The 19,837-nt window shown below is 58.9% G+C and carries 10 protein-coding genes; 5 read left to right on the top strand and 5 right to left on the bottom strand.

Features of this window, described 5'->3' with window-relative positions; genetic code table 11:
- The first annotated feature begins 260 nt into the window (after positions 1-260).
- Positions 261-5,570 carry an alpha-2-macroglobulin family protein gene (locus ACEWZM_RS08735; RefSeq protein WP_414006067.1) on the top strand — a complete coding sequence of 1,770 codons (5,310 nt, stop codon included), beginning with the start codon at positions 261-263 and terminating at the stop codon, positions 5,568-5,570.
- 140 nt (positions 5,571-5,710) lie between these two features.
- Entirely contained in the window at positions 5,711-7,669 is a 1,959-nt protein-coding gene (gene pbpC / locus ACEWZM_RS08730) for a penicillin-binding protein 1C (protein ID WP_414007986.1), read from the top strand.
- A 25-nt stretch (positions 7,670-7,694) separates the two neighbouring features.
- Here pbpC and ACEWZM_RS08725 read toward each other — a convergent pair whose 3' ends face one another.
- The 4 genes from ACEWZM_RS08725 to ACEWZM_RS08710 are packed head-to-tail and all read right to left on the bottom strand — an operon-like array spanning position 7,695 to position 14,613.
- Positions 7,695-9,755 carry a hypothetical protein gene (locus ACEWZM_RS08725; RefSeq protein WP_414006066.1) on the bottom strand — a complete coding sequence of 687 codons (2,061 nt, stop codon included), beginning with the start codon at positions 9,753-9,755 and terminating at the stop codon, positions 7,695-7,697.
- Positions 9,756-9,770: 15 nt separating this feature from the next.
- Positions 9,771-12,689 (bottom strand): DUF4159 domain-containing protein, encoded by a 2,919-nt coding sequence (locus ACEWZM_RS08720; RefSeq protein ID WP_414006065.1) that lies wholly within the window; start codon positions 12,687-12,689, stop codon positions 9,771-9,773.
- Complete coding sequence (locus ACEWZM_RS08715) at positions 12,686-13,561, bottom strand: DUF58 domain-containing protein (RefSeq protein ID WP_414007985.1); 876 nt, start codon at positions 13,559-13,561, stop codon at positions 12,686-12,688. Before ACEWZM_RS08715 ends, ACEWZM_RS08720 begins: the two co-directional genes overlap by 4 nt.
- Before the next feature lie 44 nt (positions 13,562-13,605).
- Positions 13,606-14,613, bottom strand: coding sequence for an AAA family ATPase (locus tag ACEWZM_RS08710; protein ID WP_414006064.1), 1,008 nt, complete (start codon positions 14,611-14,613; stop codon positions 13,606-13,608).
- Positions 14,614-14,677: 64 nt separating this feature from the next.
- Between ACEWZM_RS08710 and ACEWZM_RS08705 the strand changes: the two genes are divergently transcribed.
- The 3 genes from ACEWZM_RS08705 (at position 14,678) to ACEWZM_RS08695 (ending at position 16,723) form a co-directional block, all read left to right on the top strand.
- A complete protein-coding gene (locus tag ACEWZM_RS08705) occupies positions 14,678-15,295 on the top strand; it encodes a DUF1285 domain-containing protein (protein ID WP_414006063.1) in 618 nt (205 codons plus the stop codon).
- A gap of 277 nt (positions 15,296-15,572) precedes the next feature.
- Positions 15,573-16,328, top strand: a complete 756-nt coding sequence (locus ACEWZM_RS08700) for a hydroxypyruvate isomerase family protein (protein WP_414006062.1) — start codon at positions 15,573-15,575, stop codon at positions 16,326-16,328.
- 152 nt (positions 16,329-16,480) lie between these two features.
- On the top strand, positions 16,481-16,723 hold the full coding sequence (locus ACEWZM_RS08695; protein ID WP_414006061.1) for a DUF2798 domain-containing protein: 243 nt from the start codon (positions 16,481-16,483) through the stop codon (positions 16,721-16,723).
- Positions 16,724-16,903: 180 nt separating this feature from the next.
- Here the strand turns inward: ACEWZM_RS08695 and polA are convergent, their stop codons facing one another.
- Positions 16,904-19,717 carry a DNA polymerase I gene (polA, locus tag ACEWZM_RS08690; protein ID WP_414006060.1) on the bottom strand — a complete coding sequence of 938 codons (2,814 nt, stop codon included), beginning with the start codon at positions 19,715-19,717 and terminating at the stop codon, positions 16,904-16,906.
- Positions 19,718-19,837: the final 120 nt, after the last annotated feature.

Raw genomic sequence — 19,837 nt, 5'->3', positions numbered from 1 at the left:
GAAGGGCAGAGATTAAATTGAGATTAGCTCATCTGTTACGTTGCGATATCTTGCTATGGCGTTAACCTCGTGCCAGCCTTCAGCTAGCTCTGGAGGGTTCCGTCGTGCGTTTGCTTGTTTCACTTATTGTACTTCTTTGTTGTTTTTCAATTCAACCTAAAGTTGTATTTGCCGAGTCAGTTTTTCCTGATAGCCGCTATGTGGTCCAGCGTGACACTGATCATTTCGGCGCTGATCTTGGCCCGCTGTTTGATACCGACATGAGCAGCTGTGCCCGGGCTTGTAAGGCGCAGGCGGATTGCGCGGGCTTTGCTTTCAACAGTCGATCCAATGCCTGCTTTCCCAAATCCGCGATGGACCAGTCTTCTCCCTATGAGGGCGCGTTCTCTGCATTCAAGCTGTACAGTCCCATCGAACAACAGCGGGCCGCTGAACAGCGCGCTGCAGTGCTACAGGGGTTGCGAGAAGAGGATTTTACTGCGGCGTTTAAACAAGCGGAGAACCTTGGTTTACGCTTTCCCACCAGTGGTGCCGCTGTCGATGATTTGATTGCTGCAGCGCAGAGCGCACCGTCTGCGGCTGCCTTGCGTTGGGTGGCAGAGGCCGTTGTCCTGAGTGATCGCGGAGATCTGTGGTTGGACTATGCCCGTAGGTTGCTGCAGCAGGATGCCAAGGGATCGGCCCGGCGTCGCGCCCATGAAAATGCGTTTGCAGCGTCGTTGAATAGCTATCTTCGCAGCCAGGAGGTAACGGCGCAGGCAACGAGCCTGATGACCGCCGCAGAAGCGCTCGAGCAACTCGGACGTGGGCATGCAGGGCTGGGGCTTTTGCGGCTTGCGGCTGACCTTGGCAATACTCCTCAAATTGCAGCGCGTCTGGACGCCGCAATTGACAAATATGGATTTCGCGTCACTGGAAGTCGGGTTGAGAGCGATAGTGCATCGCCGCGGATTTGTGTCGAATTTTCCGAAGATTTGTCAAAGACCGGGGTCGTGTACGGCGATTTCGTGAAGCTGGCTGATCCACGCTTGGTTGCTGAATCGGAGGAGCGGGAGCTGTGTATTGATGGCGTTGAGCACGGTTCGCGATACCGCCTGACATTGCGCCGGGGCCTTCCTGCAGAGACCGGCGAGACGCTGGCCAAGGATGTGGTCTTGACCCACTACGTGCGTGATCGCAGCCCGAGTGTCAGATTTTCGGGTAGGTCGTATGTGCTGCCCAAGGGTGATCAAATTGCAGTTCCAGTTGAAACGGTCAATGCAACCAATCTGGACCTGCGTTTACGCCGTGTCAGCGATCGCAATCTATTGCGAACCTTGCAAGAGGACTATTTTGCCCGTCCGTTGTCACAATGGCAGGAGGAGCAATTCGTCAGTGACATTGCCGAGGAAATCTGGACCGGAACCGCAGAGGTGGCGCATGATCTGAACCAGTCGGTCACCACACGATTGCCGTTGCAGGAAGCGCTGGGTGATCAACCGGTTGGGATCTATGCGCTGAGTGCGCAGGTGCCGGGTGCTGATCCTTATGAAAACCCCGCTGCGACCCAGTGGTTCGTGCTAACAGATTTGGGCCTTAGCACCATGCTGGGTAGCGATGGGTTGCATGTTCAAGTGCAGGGTCTGTCAGACGCGATGGCACGTCCGGGAGTGCAGGTGCGGTTGATTTCTAACGCCAATGCGGTGTTGGGCACGGCCGTCAGCGGTTCTGATGGATACGCGCATTTTGACGCCGGATTGACACGTGGGCAGGGTGCGGCGGCCCCTGCCGTTGTGATGGCACAAACCAGCGAAGATGATGCGGGGGAGGTTGATTTCGCTTTTCTATCTTTGCGCGATGCCGCCTTCGATCTATCAGATCGAGGGGTTGAGGGGCGCGAGGCACCTGGGCCAGTTGATGTGTTCCTCACGACGGATCGGGGGGCCTACCGTGCAGGCGAAGTGATACACGCAACCGTAATTGCGCGTGATCCGGATGCGCAGGCCTTGCCCGGAGTGCCTTTGATTGCGGTCCTTACCCGCCCCGACGGCGTGGAATACACCCGATTGGTGTCTGACAAAGGTGTGGTTGGCGGCCATGTTTTTTCCTTACCCGTTGGCGATACAGCTCCGAGAGGCACATGGCGGTTGTCGATCCTGTCAGATCCCAAAGCGTCTGCATTGGCGAGCCAGCAGATTTTGGTTGAAGATTTTCTGCCTGAGCGGATCGATTTCACTCAGGCCTTGGTGGCAGAGGTTGACCAACAATTGCGTCCCGGTGCCAGTAGCCCGCTGCAAATAGAGGCGCGGTATCTGTTTGGTGCCCCAGGTCGCGATCTGAGTGTCGAGGGCGAGGTAACCCTGCGACCGGCAGATCAGATCGCAGGCTGGGATGGGTATCATTTTGGTCGGTATGATGAGGTCATCACGCCGCAAAGCCGTTACTTTGGCGGTGTTCGCACGGATGAGGCAGGGATCGCGGCTGTTTCAGTGACCTTGCCGGACATTGACGCAATGGGGCAGCCGCTGGTGGCGGAGGTGACTACCCGGCTGGCAGATGGTGCCGCGCGTCCAGTGGAGCGAGAGCTGGCTGTCGCTTTGCAGCCGGATGGGCCGATGATTGGGCTCAAACCAATGTTTGAGGATGTTGTTGGTGATGGCGATGCTGCGCGGTTCTCGGTGATAGCGCTGGCTCAGGATGGTACGGCGCAGGACATGTTGGTCCGATGGACGCTGAACCGCGTCGAAACCCGGTATCAGTGGTATCAACTCTATGGCAATTGGAACTGGGAGCCGATGACCCGACGCAAGCGCGTTGCAACGGGCGAAGCCATGCTACGCGCGGCAGAGCCGCTGGTGCTGGAACAGCCCGTGGACTGGGGCCGATACGAGTTGGTGGTTGAGCATCAAGGCGTGCCTTATGTTGCGGCATCCACCGATTTCTATGCAGGTTGGTATGTTCCGGATGCAGGCGCAGACACGCCGGACCAGTTGGACGTGTTCCTGGATCGCGACAGCTATCAGCCGGGCGACACAGCACGGCTGCGATTGGTGACACGTGCTGCAGGCACTGCCTTGGTGTCGGTCATGTCAAACCGGTTGATCAGTCGACAGATGGTTGAAGTGCCCGCAGGCGAAACCGTGATTCCGCTAACCGTTGGTTCTGATTGGGGGAGCGGGGTCTATGTATCAGCTATGGTCGTGCAGCCCCTGACCGGCAAGGCAGATCAGACACCTGCACGTGCTTTGGGGTTGGCGCACGCGACCGTCACCAGACCAGGGCAAGAGCTGCAGGTTGCGGTGAATGTGCCCGACGTGGCGCGTCCGCGCACCACGCAGCTGGCCACGGTTGAGGTGAAGGGTGCCACCCCCGGCGAGGATGTCTGGTTGACACTGGCGGCGGTTGATCTGGGTATTCTTAATCTGACCGGGTTTCATAGTCCGGATCCATCGGCGCATTACTATGGTCAGCGACGCCTAGGGATGGAACTGCGGGATCTTTATGGCCGGTTGATCGAAACCGGTAACGGCGCGCTTGGTCAGGTGCGGTCTGGTGGCGATGCCGGGGCGGGTCTGCGACTGCAATCACCACCACCGACGCAGGATCTGATGGCGGTGTTTTCCGGCCCGGTAAAGATCGGCGCGGATGGTCTTGCCGAGGTGCCAATCGCACTGCCAGCCTTTAATGGGACCGTGCGACTTATGGCTGTGGCTTGGTCCCAGAGTGCGGTGGGACAGGCAGAGCAGGATATGTTGGTACGCGATCCCATCGTTGTCAGCGCCAGTGCACCACGGTTCCTTGCTCCCGGCGATACCAGTCGGGTGCAGATTGATATCACCCATGCGGATGGACCTGCTGGCAGTGTGGAAATGGCGGCGCGTGTCGTGGGCGGGGGATTAATACTGGGTGACATGCCGGAATCGCTGGAACTGGCAGAGCAGGGAAGTCAGAGTCTGATACTGCCGGTTGAAGCGCTGGCTATCGGTGATCCGGAGATTGAATTGACGCTGACAACAGCTGATGGTGATACGTTGATACAGACTCTGCGTTTGCCGGTCCGGGCCAATGATCCAGTGATCGCAACAACTCGCCGCTTTCGGCTTGGGGCTGGTGATAGTTTCCTGTTTTCGTCTGACGTATTTACGGGTCTGCGACCAGGTGGGGCCCGCGCTATGATGTCTGCGGGACCGCTGGCGCGGTTTGACGTTCCCGGACTGCTCAATGGTCTTGATCTTTATCCTTATGGCTGCACCGAGCAGGTGACCTCACGGGCAATGCCGTTGCTGTATCTGTCTTCGGTGGCGCAGGCGGCTGGATTGGGTGATGGACCGCGGGTTGCAGCGAAAATCGAGAGCGCCATCGAGCAGGTATTGACCCGACAGGCTAGCAATGGCGGTTTTGGTTTGTGGCGCGCCGAGAGTGGTGACTTCTGGCTGGATGCTTATGCAAGCGATTTCCTGAGCCGGGCGCGGACGCAGGGGTATCATGTTTCAGACACCCGGTTTCGTCAGGCATTGGACAATCTGCGCAACCGGGTGAATTACGCTCCTGATTTTGACAATGGGGGCGAGGATATCGCCTATGCGCTGCTGGTACTGGCACGCGAAGGCGAGGCAGCGATGGGCGATCTTCGCTACTATGCCGATGTAAAGGCGGCTCATTTTGCTACGCCGCTTGCGGTGGCCCAGATCGGCGCGGCGCTGGCTGCTTATGGGGATCAGCGACGGGCAGATCAGATGTTTGCTCGCGCCGCTACGATTTTGCAGCAGAATGACCCTGATCCGCGTTTGTGGCGCGTCGATTATGGTAGTCAACGTCGCGATCAGGCGGGTGTTTTGGCACTGGCCAGCGAAGCCGGGTCGCAGGCGGTGAACATCCGGGATTTGAGTGCACGTTTGGTTGGCGATGGTCGGGCGCTGTCCACACAGGAAAGCGCTTGGACTCTCATGGCGGCTCATGCGCTGGTAGAAAACGCCGAAGATCCCGGGATATTGATCAACGGCCAACCGGCGGATGGACCTCTGGTTGAGCTACTGGAGGGGGGACAGCAGCGCGATCCGCTGGCTCTTACGGCGGCCTCTGGCAAGGAGGTGGATATCACCCTCACTACGCTGGGCGTTCCCTTGATAGCGGCACCCGCTGGGGGCACCGGATATAGCATCGAGCGGAGCTACTATTCTATGGAAGGTAAGCCGCTGATGGCGGATCAGTTTGCTGTTGGAGATCGGTTTGTCACCGTGTTGCGCGTAGAGCCGTTTGAGCCGACGGGAGCGCGATTGATGATTAACGACCCATTGCCTGCGGGTATCGAGATCGACAATCCCAACCTCTTGCGGTCCGGTGACCTGAGCGGCCTCGACTGGCTGTCGCTGAGCGAGGCGCGTCATGTCGAATTTCGGTCAGACCGCTTTCTGGCGGCTGTTGATTTGCGGCGGGGTCGCGGGGGGGAAGCCGGTGCGCCGGTGACGTTGGCATATGTGGCCCGCACGGTAGCACCGGGGCTGTTCCATCACCCTGCAGCTTCGGTTGAGGATATGTACCGACCAGAATATCGGGCGCGCACCGCGACGGGCCGTGTGCAAGTTCGGTGAGCAAAGCGCTGGCAGATCGGCCGCAACCCCGATGGTTCCGTCGGGCCCCCCGCACGTGGCATCTTTCGCTGGTGATTGGTCTTTGCGTTGCGACGGTGGTCGTGGTCCTGACATTTGACGCTTGGGTCGCGCGGACGCCCATGCCTGTGACATTGGCCGAGACCGCAACAGAAGTGCGTGACCGCAACGGTCGACTGCTGCGTGCCTACCCTGTGGCGAATGGTATCTGGCGCATGGCAGTCACCCCGGAGCAAGTCGATCCGGGTTATCTTGCGATGTTGCTTCGCTATGAGGATAAGCGATTCTATGGGCACAGCGGCGTCGATGTACTGGCGCTGCTGCGCGCGGCTGGACAAGCTCTCTGGCAACGACGGGTTGTCTCGGGCGGGTCTACTTTGACGATGCAGGTGGCGCGGCTGTTGGAGGACGGCAGCACCGGGCGTTGGGCGGGAAAGCTGCGGCAGATGAGGCTTGCCCTTGCGTTGGAGCGTCGGTTGAGCAAGGCGCAGATTCTACAGCTGTATCTTATCCATGCGCCGTTTGGCGGAAACGTCGAAGGCGTGCGTGCTGCCAGTTACGCCTGGTTTGGCAAGGAACCCTCACGTCTGACACTGGCTGAGGCGGCACTTCTAGTGGCGCTGCCTCAAGCCCCGGAGGCGCGCAGACCAGATCGTGCGCCGTTGCGGGCACAGGCAGCCCTTGACCGGGTGTTGATGCGTATGGCGGATGCGAGTGTTCTGAGTGCAGAGGCGGCGCAATCAGCTCAACAAGCAAAGATTCCGCGTCATATGCGTGCCTTCCCTCAGCTGGCACCGCATCTGGCGGATCATGTGACCGCAGCGACGCCGGAGTTGGCGCAGATCGCTCTGACGATAGAAGCAGGCTTGCAGCAACGTCTGGCGCAGTTAGTTTCAGAGACCGTTATGCGGCAAGATCCTCGCCTGTCAGGAGCAGTGTTGGTTGCCGACCATCAGACTGGCGAGATCCTGGCCTCTGTGGGATCAGGAGGATACAGGGATGATCCACGGCAAGGCTTTGTGGATATGACGCGTGCGGGACGATCGCCCGGATCAACGCTCAAACCACTTGTCTATGGTCTCGCTTTCGATCAGGGATTGGCGCACCCTGAGACAATGATCCACGATGGTCCCATTGATATCGATGGTTATGCGCCGCAAAATTTCGATGGGCGCTTCCGAGGGGATCTGCGGATCCGGCAAGCACTAAAGCTATCGTTGAATGTTCCCGTTATTCGGTTAGTACAGGCGTTAGGCCCGGCCCGGCTGATGTCTGCGTTGCGGCGGGGTGGGGCACAGCCTCGTGTACCCGGAAACAAGGCTGGCCTTGCAGTCGCGCTGGGCGGGGTCGGATTGTCGCTGCAAGAGTTGGTGCAGGTCTATGCAGGGCTGGCTGCGGGTGGTCAGGGACCACGGCTTCGGGCACGGATAGCCACATCTTATGAGCAGATGCCACGCTTGGTGTCGAAAGTGTCTGCCTGGCAGGTTGGCGATATTCTGCGGGGTTTGGCACCGCCTCCGGGTGCTCCGGCTGGGGTGTTGGCCTATAAAACCGGGACGTCTTATGGCCATCGCGATACTTGGGCTATCGGTTGGGATGGTCGTCATGTGGTCGGGGTTTGGCTGGGGCGCGCCGATGGCACGCCTGTGCCGGGCGCCTTTGGTGCGGAACTGGCGGCGCCCTTGCTGTTTGAAGCCTTTGGGCGGCTTGGGACAGGCTTTGCGCCATTGCCATCGGCACCACCGTCCACGCTGCGGTTGGCCACGGCGGAGCTGCCGCTACCGCTGCAACGCTTTGACAGTGGTAAGGGAAGCGGAAAGTCCGACGCGGATATTCAACTGGCGTTTCCTCCGGATGGGGCGACATTGATGCTGGTAGACGAAGGGCAGATGACCTTGCGGATCAAAGGCGGCGAAGCGCCGTTTTTGGTGCTGGTCAATCAGAAACCTGTTGTTACAGGAGCACGCCGACGCAGCATTGACCTGTCAGGAATGGAGCGAGGGTTCTCTACGCTGACCGTGGTGGATCGAAACGGGCGTTCCGATCAGGCCCACGTACGTGTCAGCCGTCCCGGAGGATGATAACGGGGTCGTCGGGCATCTGGGATCAGCTTCGTCCCTCGCGCAACCATCCCGCTAGGATGGCGGCACTGGCCATCAGGAGGACCAACCATGCGGGCATTAGCGGAGTCTGCTTTACCGATATTGTGCGATAGGCCTCTCTGGGTGTAAGGCCGATCCAACCCCGTCCCGCCGCGACCCGCCCGGCGCGCACGTTGCGTAGACTGGGCAGCCCATCGTGCAGCGCTCGCAAGCCGCCGCGGGTCTGGGCTACGGCGGCGGCCATGATTTCGCCAGTTGCGATGGTTTGTTCGAATTCACGCGGAGCAGCTGGGCCAAGGCCGATCACCGTGGATTGTTCGCTCTCTTCCAGCCGGTAGAGGCCTGGTTCTGGACCTTCGTAGCGACCTTCCCAACGGCCTGGTGCGGTTCGGGTCATCGTGACGGTGGCTGTGCTGCCATCCGGGGCCGTGACAGTCACATCGCCAACATCGTCCTCAAGGCTACGGCGCTGAATGCGCATACGTTGGCCGGCTGCTTCTGCCGACAGGACATCTTCTTCCAGCTCGGGTTCTTTCATCATCCAATGTGCCAGACGGCGCAGTAGTTCGAGCTGCGGACCTCCGCCTTCAAAGCCGCGGCTCCATAGCCAAGCGTGATCGGAGGCCAGTAGGGCCACGCGGCCCTCTTCGACCCGGTTCAAAACTAAGAGAGGCCGAGCATCAACACCGCTCATCAAGACGTTGCCTTCGGGCACATCAACCTCGATCTGGCGTAGCCAGCGTCCCCAGTCATCAACACCGGTCAGGTCTGCAGTGACTGGGTGGCGCTGGCCCAGCTCGGTGATTTCAGGTCGGAAGGCGCGTTCCAAGACCCGAGCCGACGGGCTGGCGGGCAAAATGCTGGAAAGCGGTGAACGGTATATACTGTCTGCGCTGGCAAAATCAGGTCCTGCTGCAACCAAAACAGCGCCGCCTGCCTGCACATAGTTCGTAACGTTGTCGAGGTAGATCGCAGGCAGGATGCCCCGGCGTTTATAGCGATCAAAGATGATCAGGTCGAAATCGTTGATCTTTTCCAGAAACAGCTCACGTGTGGGGAAGGCAATCAACGACAGCTCATCCACCGGGACGCCATCCTGTTTTTCGGGAGGACGCAGGATAGTGAAGTGAACAAGATCCACAGCGCTGTCAGATTTCAGCAGGTTGCGCCATGTACGCCCGCCGGGATGCGGTTCCCCTGAGACCAGCAAAACGCGCAGACGATCGCGTACCCCGTTTATTTGGACCAAGGCAGAATTGTTGCGGTCCGTCAGCTCGCCCTCTGCGGTGGGTACGGTGAATTGGATCACGTTGCGCCCACCATGGGGTAGTGTCAGCGGTAAGTCGAAATCAACACCTACAGGCAGGTTGAAACGTTGAGGTTCCGCGCCGCCAATGGAAATCGCCAGTTCGGCCAGATCGCTTGCAGGCGGAGAATCGCCCTGGTCCTCGACCCGCAATGTGAGCGTCACGGGTTCGCCGATTATGGCAAAGCTGGGGGCATTTTTTACGATCAGCCGCCGGTCCCAATCGCCGGGGCGACCGGTTAGCAGGAGGTGCAGAGGGGCGGGCAGAGCCGGAGTTTGTTCGACGTCATGAATCTGTCCGTCGCTCAGGGCAATTATCCCGGCAACCCGTCCGCGTGGGACATTGGCCAGTGCCTCAGCCAATGCGTTCATAAGCAATGTGCCGCTGTTGTCGCTTGCGCCATCGCGGGCGGGAGCGTTTTCAACAGAAACCCAGCGAACATCGGTATTTGGGCGTTGGCTCAGTGCGGTTTCTAGTTCGCTACGCGCAGCTTTGATCTGTTCAGGACGGTCTGACAGCTGCTGGCTGGCAGATTTATCGTCGAGCACCAGAACAATATCGGTAAGCGCTGAGCGCTCTTCGATCTGATAGACGGGGCCGCTGAGCGCGGTGATCAATACCAGCCCTGCCAGCGCGCGTAGTGGCCACCCGGCAAGACGCTTCCAGATTGCCAGAAAGAGTACTGCAATCGTCAATGCCGCGAGCAAACCGATCATTGCCCACGGTACCAGCGGGTCAAAGAGAATGGTCTGCGTCATATGTCCAGCCTCATATCATTGCCCCAATCTATCCAGCAGTGCAGGCACATGGACCTGATCGGATTTGTAGTTACCGGTCAGCACGTGCATGATCAGATTGACCCCGAAACGGTAGGCCAGTTCACGTTGACGCTCACCGGCATAGCCGCGCCCAACTGGCAAAAGTGGCCGGCCGTTATCATCAACAGCCCAGGCTGCCGCCCAGTCGTTGCCACCTATAACAACTGGCGTGACGCCATCATTGAGATTGCGGAATGGGATGCCTTCGATTTGTTCGGCATCAACAGGGGCAGCCTCGACCCAGACGGCGCCACGGGTGTGGCGACCGGGGAAATCCTGTAGCAAATAGAATGTGCGGGTCAGTACGTGGTCGGCCGGCAAGGGCTCCAGCGGAGGGACATCGAGGCGCAGCGCAAGCTGTTGCAACCGGCGTCCGGCAGGGCTGCTCGCGCCTGCGCGGGTCAGATCAGCATCACGCGTATCAAAGAGGATCATCCCGCCGGTGCGCAGATAGGTGTTCAGCCGATCATATGCCGCGCCCGAAGGCATGACCTGATTGGCGGTCACCGGCCAATAGAGCAACGGGAAGAAGGCCAGTTCGTCGTGTTCCAGATCCACACTGGCGGGGGGGGCGGGTTCAACTGATGTGCGAAACCGTAGTGTATTGGAGAGGCCTTGCAGCCCGTCGCGGGCCAACCTGTCAACCTTTGGGTCGCCGGTCAGCACATGGGCAAGTGTCAACTCGGCGGCCCGTTCTGACGCCAGGGCGTCCGCAGCGGGGTCAGGCTTATTGGTGCGGCCGGTTTCTGCAGCGGGTTCTGTGCCGCTTTGAGCATAGCTACGCGTATCGGTGCCGGTGCCAATGGCCCAGACGCCAACTGCGAGGAGTAGGGTAGATGTCAGGCTGGCTACCTTGCCTTTGGTCGCTAGTGACTTCTTCGACAGAAGCCCGGACAACACCAGTGCAGCGATCACATCCAGAGCCAATAGCAAGAGGGCAAGGCTGATCAGGATGCCGCCAAGTGGGCGTTCGGGCGACGCTCCGTAGCCGTTGATGTTGAGACTTGCGGGCCAACGCGCTGGTGTGAGCTGATCCTCGGCACGTATGACATTGCGGGCGATACGGCGGTCGCTGCTTTGGTAGAGGCCGGGCTGAAGGTCGGGGCCTGCCGCAGCTGTTACGAGATCTGGACCAGCCACACCGGGCAGCGCATCAGCATCCGATAGACCGCCAAATCCATCCAGCACTTGAAGGGGCGCCCAGGTGGTGCCTTCGAGATCCGTGGCCTCGGCTGGTTTAGACCCGGAGGACACGGCCAGGCGCTCCATCATCTGCACAAACAGACCTGAAAGAGGCAGGCTGCTCCACTCGGCGTTTGCGGTGACGTGGAACAGCACGATCTGACCGTCACCCATAGGTTTGCGCGTAACCAGCGGGGTTCCGTCAGAAAGTTCGGCAATCACGCGCTCTGCAAGGGCGGGATCAGGTTGAGCAACCACTTGCGAACTGACAGTGACATCCGACGGTATTTTTAAGCCGTGAAACGGGGAGCCTTCGGCAAAGGGGGCCAGTGTTTTGGGTTCTCCCCAACTCATGGCACCGCCGATGCTTCGACCGCCGACGCGCAGGCGTACGGGCAGCAAGGGTTCCTCGTCTGTGCGCGCGGTGTCACCGGTTGCCAGACGTGGTCCGGCAAACCGCAGCAGTAATCCACCCTTCGTGACCCAATCAACCACTGCATTCTCTAGATCGTCGGGCAGGCGTGCGGTATCGGCTAGGACGATAACATCGGGGTTGGCAGGCAATAGATCGTTCAACCCACCCTCCAGCAGATCTGCGGTCGGGGCCAGCGCCTTGCGCAGATAGTGAAGCGGGGACAGAAGGGCGAGGCCCTCGTTGCGACTTTGGGCAGCGATCAGCGCCACTTCGCGGCGGCGCAGGCTGTCGTCGGTGAGAGAGATCGCCCCTGCGCTGCGTTGACCTTGAAGTTCGAAGTGCTGAATGCGGGCACGTAACTCTGCAGGGAGCGACAAGCGTGCTGTGGCTTCGGTTCCGTCTGCAGATGTAGTGTCTGGGTCAGAAAAATCCACGTCCACAGCCCCGAGTGTGCGTATGGTGCCGCCGGGATCTGGCCCCTTGGCGAGCACGGTGACGGTTTGATCATTGCCAACTGAGAGGTCGGTTGCGGTAGACCCGTCGCCCGCTCGGCGTTCAGGCAAGCTGCGAGCGACAGTAATCTCCATCGCGCCATCCACATAGGTAACCGGGCGCAGAGCCAAACGCGGCAGGGGATGTTCGTAGATTGTAAGCTCACCGCGCTGGCGCAGTTGGGTGATCAGATCAGATCGGCCGGGGTAATCCAGCCCATCGCTGAACCACAGGCTGTCAAACCTGCCCTCAACCTCATCGATCTGGCCGAGCGCTAGTGCGAGCTGTTCTTGCGATGGTTGCCACGATTGTGGAACTTCACCGATGATCTGACGCCGCCAGCTCGCAGCACTCTGGAATTGGGGTGGTTGCGGCGCAGTCAAGCGGAGCACGGCGACGGGCCGATCTGCTCGCCCTGCCTCAGCCAGCAGGCGGTCGATTTCTTCGCGGGTGCGATCCCATTCCGGTGCCCCGGCCCAGCTGCCATCCAGTACGACCAACAGGGGGCCGCGGCCAGTCGGGGTTTTCGTAGGATTAAGTACAGGACCCGCAAGGCCCACGATGACTGCAGCAACCGCCATCAGCCGCAGCAGTAGCAGCCACCAGGGCGTGCGATCAGAGAGGCTGTCATCGTCGCGCAGGCCCAAAAGCAGGGTGACCGCCGGAAACAAGCGCCTGCGTGGTGCCGGGGGCACAGCCCGCAGGAGCAGCCACAGCAGGGGCAGGGCCAACAGGGCGAGGAGCAGCCAAGGTGCCGTAAAACCGATGCCCGCTACGGTGGTCATGAGCTACCTCTTTCCATAGCGTGAAATAGCCACATCAGCGCCGTCTGTGCGCTGTCCGCTGTGTGGTGTGTGCCAAGACGCCATCCCGCAGCTCGGCAGAGCTTGTCGAGCGCATCGCGACGTTTGGCCAAGCGATCAAGATAGCGTTTTCGCAATGCGCCGGCCTTGAGCGTTTCATGGCGCAGCCCGCCGCTGACGCTTTCGAAAATAGTCCGCCCGTCAAAGGGGAACTGCTCTTCCGCTGGATCAAGCACCTGCATCAGAACCCCATGCACACCCCGGTCGGCGGCTTTGGCCAAGGCCTGTTCCAGCGGCGCAAAGGGGCCAAGAAAATCGGATAGAAACAACACTTTGGCATGAGGCAACATGGCGCGATCTTCGGGCGGGGTATAGTCACCGTCGTCATCGACGCTGAGGTAGTCGGCCAGCCTCAGGATTTGGGCATTGCCACGTCGTGGCGGCAGACGCCCTCCCGTCAGACCAACACGTTCTCCAGCGCGCAGCATCATCACCGACGCTGCAAGCCCCAACAACCGGGCGCGTTCAACTTTTGGTGGCAGCGCGTTGGAGGATGCAAAGCGCATTGAGGCCCCTTGATCGACCCAGAGGTGCACTGTCTGGGCGATCTGCCATTCGCGTTCGCGCACGAATTGCTGATCACCTTTGGCAGAGCGGCGGTGATCAATCATACGGCGGCTATCACCTACCTGTACTGGCCGATATTGCCAGAAATCATCACCCATCCCAGCACGACGGCGCCCATGCTCACCCAGCAGGACAGATCCAGCCAATTGCTGGGCCTGAACCAGTAGGGGCGGAAATCGGCTGGCGGCGCTTTCTGCACGATGGCGCAGATCCGCCGCCGGGCGCATGGCGCTGTCGGCGGAATCGCCGGTTTGAGAGGCGCGGGCTTGTGTCACGCGGCGACACTTGGCTGGGCCATAGCCTTAGCTGTGGTGGTGATCAATTCAGTCAGGCTTTCGCCGCGGGCACGCGCGGCAAAGTTGAGCGCCATTCGGTGGCTGAGCACTGGCTGCGCCATATCGAGCACATCATCGGCATCAGGAGCCAAACGGCCCTGCAACAAGGCGCGGGCGCGCACCGCCAGCATCAGCGCCTGTGCTGCCCTTGGCCCCGGCCCCCAGGCAACCGTCTGTTGGACCTGTTCTGACGCGTTCGGGTCATCGGGACGGAACGCACGAACGAGATCCAGGATCATTTCGACCACGCTGTCACCGACCGGCATCCTGCGCAGTAGATCTTGGGCAGCCATCAACTCTTCTGTGGTGAAGACTTGATGTGCGGTGCCTTCTTCTACTCCGGTGGTTGCTATTAGGATGTCGCGCTCAGTCTGGCGGGAGGGATAAGGCACATCGATCTGAAACAAGAAACGATCCAGTTGCGCCTCGGGCAGGGGGTAGGTGCCCTCCTGTTCGATGGGGTTTTGCGTGGCCAAGACGTGAAACGGCATGCCAAGTGGACGATCGGCGCCGGCCACCGTGACCACGCGCTCCTGCATCGCCTGCAAAAGAGCCGATTGTGTTCGCGGGCTGGCGCGGTTGATTTCATCCGCCATCAACAATTGGCAGAACACCGGTCCCGGCACGAAGCGAAATGCACGGCTGCCATCACTGGCTGTATCCAGGACCTCAGAGCCAAGAATATCGGCAGGCATCAGGTCCGGGGTGAACTGCACGCGGTTCCCGGCAAGGCCCATTACGGTAGACAGGGTTTCTACCAACCGGGTTTTGCCCAGTCCGGGCAGGCCAATAAGCAGACCGTGGCCACCACAAAGCAGCGTGCTAAGGGTCAGATCAACAACCCTTTCCTGACCGATAAAGCGCTGGGTAATAGAGGATCTGGCCTGTATCAGCTTGTCTTCAAGCGCTTCAATTTGGGCCAGCAGATCGTCGGGTTCGGACATGACTTTCCCTTCACGGCGAATATATAGTGTTACTGTATCGCGTTGACAGGAAATGGCAAAAGCAATGAGCGGACAAAATCCCGTGACTTCCGGCAGAAATACCCCTGCAACAGGGTCGATGCCCCCCAACGCCGAAGGATTGGCGGCGGCGGCAAAGACAGCAAGTAAGAGTGGGCTACCACCTGTACACCTATGGAACCCGCCGTTCTGCGGCGATTTGGACATGCGTATCGCCCGTGACGGCACCTGGTTCTACCTTGGCACCCCAATAGGCCGGTTTGAACTGGTCAAGTTGTTCTCCTCCATTCTGAAGCTTGAGGAGGGCAAATATTTTCTTGTCACACCGGTCGAAAAAGTCGGCATCGAAGTAGACGACGCGCCGTTTGTAGGGGTGGATTTCGTGGTTGAAGGTACGGGCGAGGCGCAGGTTCTGCGTTTTGAAACCCATGTGGGTGATCTGGTGGAGGCTGGGCCAACGCATCAGATTCGCGTCGTACGCGATGAAGAAACAGGCGAGCCGTCGCCCTATGTCATGGTGCGTGCAGGATTAGAGGCCTTGATTGACCGCAAGAGCTTTTACCGTCTCGTTGAGCTCGGCTGTCATCATCAGGGCTGGTTTGGCCTGTGGTCTGGCGGTGAATTTTTCCGCATCATCCCCTCGGATGAACTGCCGGATGGCTGAGCACCGGGGTTGAACGCCTGTTTTATCGGCAGTTGAGTGCCAATTGACTAAGTGGGTGGCGAGAAGTCGCTGACCAGTTTGGATGTACGGCAAAATTATCGAAAATTCTTCTGAAAACCCGCTCAAAACCCGCCAGGTTCTAAGGCAGATTAGGGCTGTGCGAATGCGTTTTAATCCGTAGCGAACTTGGCGGGGACTAAGGCGCTATTGACGCTGTGGCGTTTCGCGCACGTCTATTTGGCCGCCCATCGTGGACGGCTCCAAAGGAGGTTTTCCTATGCCGAAGTTTGCGGCCAATATTTCATTGCTGTTCGCTGAGCTGCCCTATCTGGATCGCTTTTCAGCGGCGGCGCGGGCCGGGTTCGATGCGGTGGAAATCCTGTTTCCCTATGAGTTGGCCGCGAAGGAGACGCAGCGGGCATTGTTAGCAAACGGATTGGAGCTGTTGCTGATAAATGCGCCGCCGCCCAATTACACCGGGGGTATGCCGGGTTATGCAGCCTTGCCGATGGGATCCGACCGTTTTCAGCGCGATATCCGCCGGGTACTACGTTATGCGGAGGTCCTCAGGCCCAGGATGATTCACATCATGGCTGGGTATGCGAAGGGCGAGGTGGCGAAGGAGACACTGATCCGCAATTTGCAATGGGCTGCCGATTACGCGCCGGGCCAACAATTCACCATTGAGCCGCTGAACAATGGCGATCAGCCTGGGTATTTTCTTGATGACTACAATCTTGCGGTTGAGGTTCTTGAGGCCGTGGATCGCAAAAACGTTGGCCTGCAATATGATGCCTATCATGCGCAGCTGATCCATGGGGATGCAGCCAAGGTTTGGGAAGCCTTTGGAGACCGGGCCGCGCATGTTCAGATCGGTGCTGCGCCGGGTCGGTGTGAGCCGGGAACCGGGCCGGTCGATTTCGAGAAACTCTTTGCAGCTATTGATGAGAGCGGCTACGACGGGTGGGTTAGCGCAGAATACACCCCCAGCACCAAACGGACAGAGGACAGTCTGGCTTGGATAGGGAAGTGAGATTGATGTGACCGTCGGCATCATAATTTCGCGCAATAGGCGATTTATTGTGCGGCTAAGTGTCCATAAGCTGCATGTGCACATGTTCGCGAATTGAAACGTGATGATAGGCGGGGCATAAAGCGCAAAACAAACCCGGTTTGGAGTCTCTCATGTTCCCTGCGCGCTTCGCTCCTATTCTGTTTGGCCTGATACTCTCAGGCGTTATGTCTTTCATTGTTACCGGAGTGGCGACGCTCAAAGCAGTTGGCTTTGATGCTGATGCGCTGGGAGTATGGATGGCGGCTTGGAGTTTTGGCTGGCCGGTCGCTTTTGTTGTGGTTTTAGTGGTGGCACCCGCAGTGCGCCGACTGGTGGCATCGATGGTGAAACCACCCGCCACCACCAGTCACTGAACCAACCAACGCCGCCAAAGACAGCTGAAGCGCAACTCTCCCGCCCGTCTTCACAGCATCACAGATGCAGCTCTTTCCGTTGGGCCACGCGCCATGCAAAGGCATGGCGCGGTGTCTATTTGCCGATTGGGTTGTTCGGATACGCTAGAGAGGTGTTTCTGAGTAGAGACCCTGCCGAGACTAGTGTGCTTCGGCCCAGTTTTGTCCTTGGCCTGCATCAACCACCAGTTTCACATCCAGATGAACTGCGGGGTCTGCTGCGGTTTCCATCACCTGACGGGCGGTTTCGATGGTTTCCTCCACCGCGGCTTTGGGTACTTCGAACAGCAGTTCATCGTGAACCTGTAGCAGCATTCGTGCGGGCAGATGAGCGATCGCTGCTGGCATACGAACCATGGCGCGGCGGATCACATCGGCTGCGGTGCCCTGGATTGGCGCATTGATGGCGGCGCGTTTGGCAAAGCCGGCACGCGGACCTTTGGCGGCGATTTCCGGGGTATGGATCTTGCGGCCGAATAAGGTTTGAACGTGGCCGTGTTCTTTGGCAAAGGCGACGGTGTCATCCATGTAGCGGCGAATGCCCGGGAAGCGTTCGAAATAACGGTCAATAAACCCCTGAGCTTCGACGCGTGGGATGCGCAGGTTTCGGGCGAGACCAAACCCCGAAATGCCGTAGATGACACCAAAATTGATAGCCTTGGCCTGACGACGAATTTCGGGTGTCATCTCGTCCAGCGGAACATTGAACATTTCCGAGGCTGTGAGGGCATGAATATCTTGTCCCTCGGCAAAGGCCTGTTTCAGAGTGTCGATCCCTGCAACATGAGCAAGGATGCGCAATTCGATCTGGCTGTAGTCAAGTGACAACAATACGTTGCCATCTTCGGGCACGAACGCTTCACGGATGCGGCGGCCTTCCTCGGATCGGACCGGAATGTTCTGCAAATTGGGATCGGTTGAGGCCAGACGCCCGGTGTTCGCACCGGTCTGCACATAGGATGTATGCACGCGGCCCGTTTCGTCATTGATATGGTCCTGCAAGGCGTCGGTGTAGGTCGACTTCAGCTTGCTGAGTTGACGCCAGTCCAGCACCAAACCGGGCAAGGCGTGTTCGGTAGCGAGATCTTCAAGGATGTCAGCACCGGTCGCATAGGCACCGGTCTTGCCCTTTTTGCCGCCCTCCAGACCGAGTTTGTCAAAGAGGATCTCGCCCAATTGCTTGGGGGATCCAACATTGAAGCTCTGACCGGCCAATTCGTGAATTTCAGCCTCTAAACCGGCCATCTTCTGGGCAAATGCATTGGACATGCGCGATAGCGTATCGCGGTCAACCTTGATGCCCTCGCGCTCCATTCTGGCCAGGACCGGTACCAGGGGCCGCTCTAGTGTCTCGTAAACCGTGGTGACACTTGCCTGATGCAGCTGTGGTTTGAACACCTGCCAGAGGCGCAGGGTAACATCTGCATCTTCGGCGGCGTAGGCGACGGCATCACTAATTGGCACCCGGTCGAAGGTGATCGCAGATTTACCAGTACCCAGCAGCGGTTTGATCGGGATTGGCGTGTGGTTCAGATACCGCTCTGACAGGGTGTCCATGCCATGCCCGTGCTGGCCTGCATGCATAGCGTAGGACATCAACATTGTATCGTCGATTGGTGCCACATCAATGCCACGACGGGCAAAGATCTTGGCGTCATATTTCATGTTCTGACCAATCTTAACAATGCTGTCATCCTCAAGAATCGGCTTCAGCAGGGCGAGCGCCTCTTCCAGCGGCATCTGTCCCTCAGCAAGCTCGTCGGAGCCGAACAGATCATCGCTGTTGCCTGACTTATGTGTAAGCGGGATATAGCAGGCGGTGCCGGGCTCAACACAGAGCGAGATGCCAACAAGGTCCACTACCATTTCGTCGAAACCAGTGGTTTCAGTGTCTACGGCAACCCAGCCGCGTTCGCGGATCTGGGCGATCCACTTCGACAATGCCTCGGCATCGCGGACGCATTCATAAGTAGAGCTATCAAAGGGCAGGTCGATTAAGGCAGGCGCTTCTGCAGCTGATGCGCTTGTGACGGATGTCTCTTTTATTGCTGGCGCTTCCTTGCCGAACTGGTCAGCGACGCGTTTTGAAAGGGTGCGAAACTCCATCTCTGCCAGGAAGGTCAGCAGACGGTCGCCGTCCGGGTCGTTTACGCCCAAATCGTCGAGCGTGAAATCCAGCTCCATATTACAGTCCAGCTGAACCAGTTTCTTAGACATTTCGATCTGGTCGCGGTTTTCAATCAAGGTTTGGCGGCGCTTGGGTTGCTTGATCTCTTCGGCGCGGTCCAGAAGATCCTCCAGCGAGCCGTATTCGTTGATCAATAGCGCTGCGGTTTTGATCCCGATGCCGGGCGCGCCAGGCACATTGTCAACCGAATCCCCAGCGAGGGCCTGCACATCAACCACACGATCCGGCCCGACGCCGAATTTTTCTACTACACCGTCGCTGTCGATACGTTTGTTTTTCATCGCATCCAGCATTTCGACGCCGCCGCCAACCAGCTGCATCAGATCCTTGTCCGAGGAAATGATAGTGACGCGGCCGCCAGCGTCGCGGGCCAGGCAGGAGAGGGTTGCGATGATGTCGTCAGCTTCGAACCCTTCCTGTTCTTTGCAGGCAATGTTGAAAGCTTCGGTTGCGGTGCGCGTGAGCGGGATCTGAGGGCGCAGATCCTCGGGCATGGCTTCGCGGTTGGCCTTATATTGATCATAGAGGTCGTTGCGGAAGGTGTGTGACCCTTTGTCGAAAATCACTGCAACATGGGTGGGCGCGTCCGGGCCGGTATTTCCCTCGACATAGCGGTGAAGCATATTGCAGAACCCGGCAACTGCGCCAATTGGCAGCCCGTCAGATTTACGGGTAAGCGGCGGCAATGCGTGGTAGGCGCGAAAGATAAAGGCCGATCCATCGATCAGATGCAGGTGGCAGCCAGTGCCAAATGGGGTGGTTGTCATGGCCGATGCTCCGGGTTTTTCGCGTTGTCCCTGTTATCGGTGATCGTGCAAGGGAGAGCAATTGCCGTTTCACCTATTGCAGGTGCAAGCCAGTTTTGACCGTTGCATTCCAAACGCGCC

The sequence above is a fragment of the Phaeobacter cretensis genome (assembly GCF_047372505.1).
Taxonomy (GTDB): Bacteria; Pseudomonadota; Alphaproteobacteria; order Rhodobacterales; family Rhodobacteraceae; genus Phaeobacter; species Phaeobacter cretensis.
Note: the sequence above shows the minus strand (reverse complement) of the source record. Positions and strands in the feature narration are given on the sequence as shown.

Coding starts and splice junctions, on each gene's coding strand:
- ACEWZM_RS08735 (WP_414006067.1), top strand. CDS start 261: ATGAGCAGCTGTGCCCGGGCTTGTAAGGCGCAGGCGGATTGCGCGGGC.
- pbpC (WP_414007986.1), top strand. CDS start 5,711: ATGCCTGTGACATTGGCCGAGACCGCAACAGAAGTGCGTGACCGCAAC.
- ACEWZM_RS08725 (WP_414006066.1), bottom strand. CDS start 9,755: ATGACGCAGACCATTCTCTTTGACCCGCTGGTACCGTGGGCAATGATC.
- ACEWZM_RS08720 (WP_414006065.1), bottom strand. CDS start 12,689: ATGACCACCGTAGCGGGCATCGGTTTTACGGCACCTTGGCTGCTCCTC.
- ACEWZM_RS08715 (WP_414007985.1), bottom strand. CDS start 13,561: ATGCGCCCGGCGGCGGATCTGCGCCATCGTGCAGAAAGCGCCGCCAGC.
- ACEWZM_RS08710 (WP_414006064.1), bottom strand. CDS start 14,613: ATGTCCGAACCCGACGATCTGCTGGCCCAAATTGAAGCGCTTGAAGAC.
- ACEWZM_RS08705 (WP_414006063.1), top strand. CDS start 14,678: ATGAGCGGACAAAATCCCGTGACTTCCGGCAGAAATACCCCTGCAACA.
- ACEWZM_RS08700 (WP_414006062.1), top strand. CDS start 15,573: ATGCCGAAGTTTGCGGCCAATATTTCATTGCTGTTCGCTGAGCTGCCC.
- ACEWZM_RS08695 (WP_414006061.1), top strand. CDS start 16,481: ATGTTCCCTGCGCGCTTCGCTCCTATTCTGTTTGGCCTGATACTCTCA.
- polA (WP_414006060.1), bottom strand. CDS start 19,717: ATGACAACCACCCCATTTGGCACTGGCTGCCACCTGCATCTGATCGAT.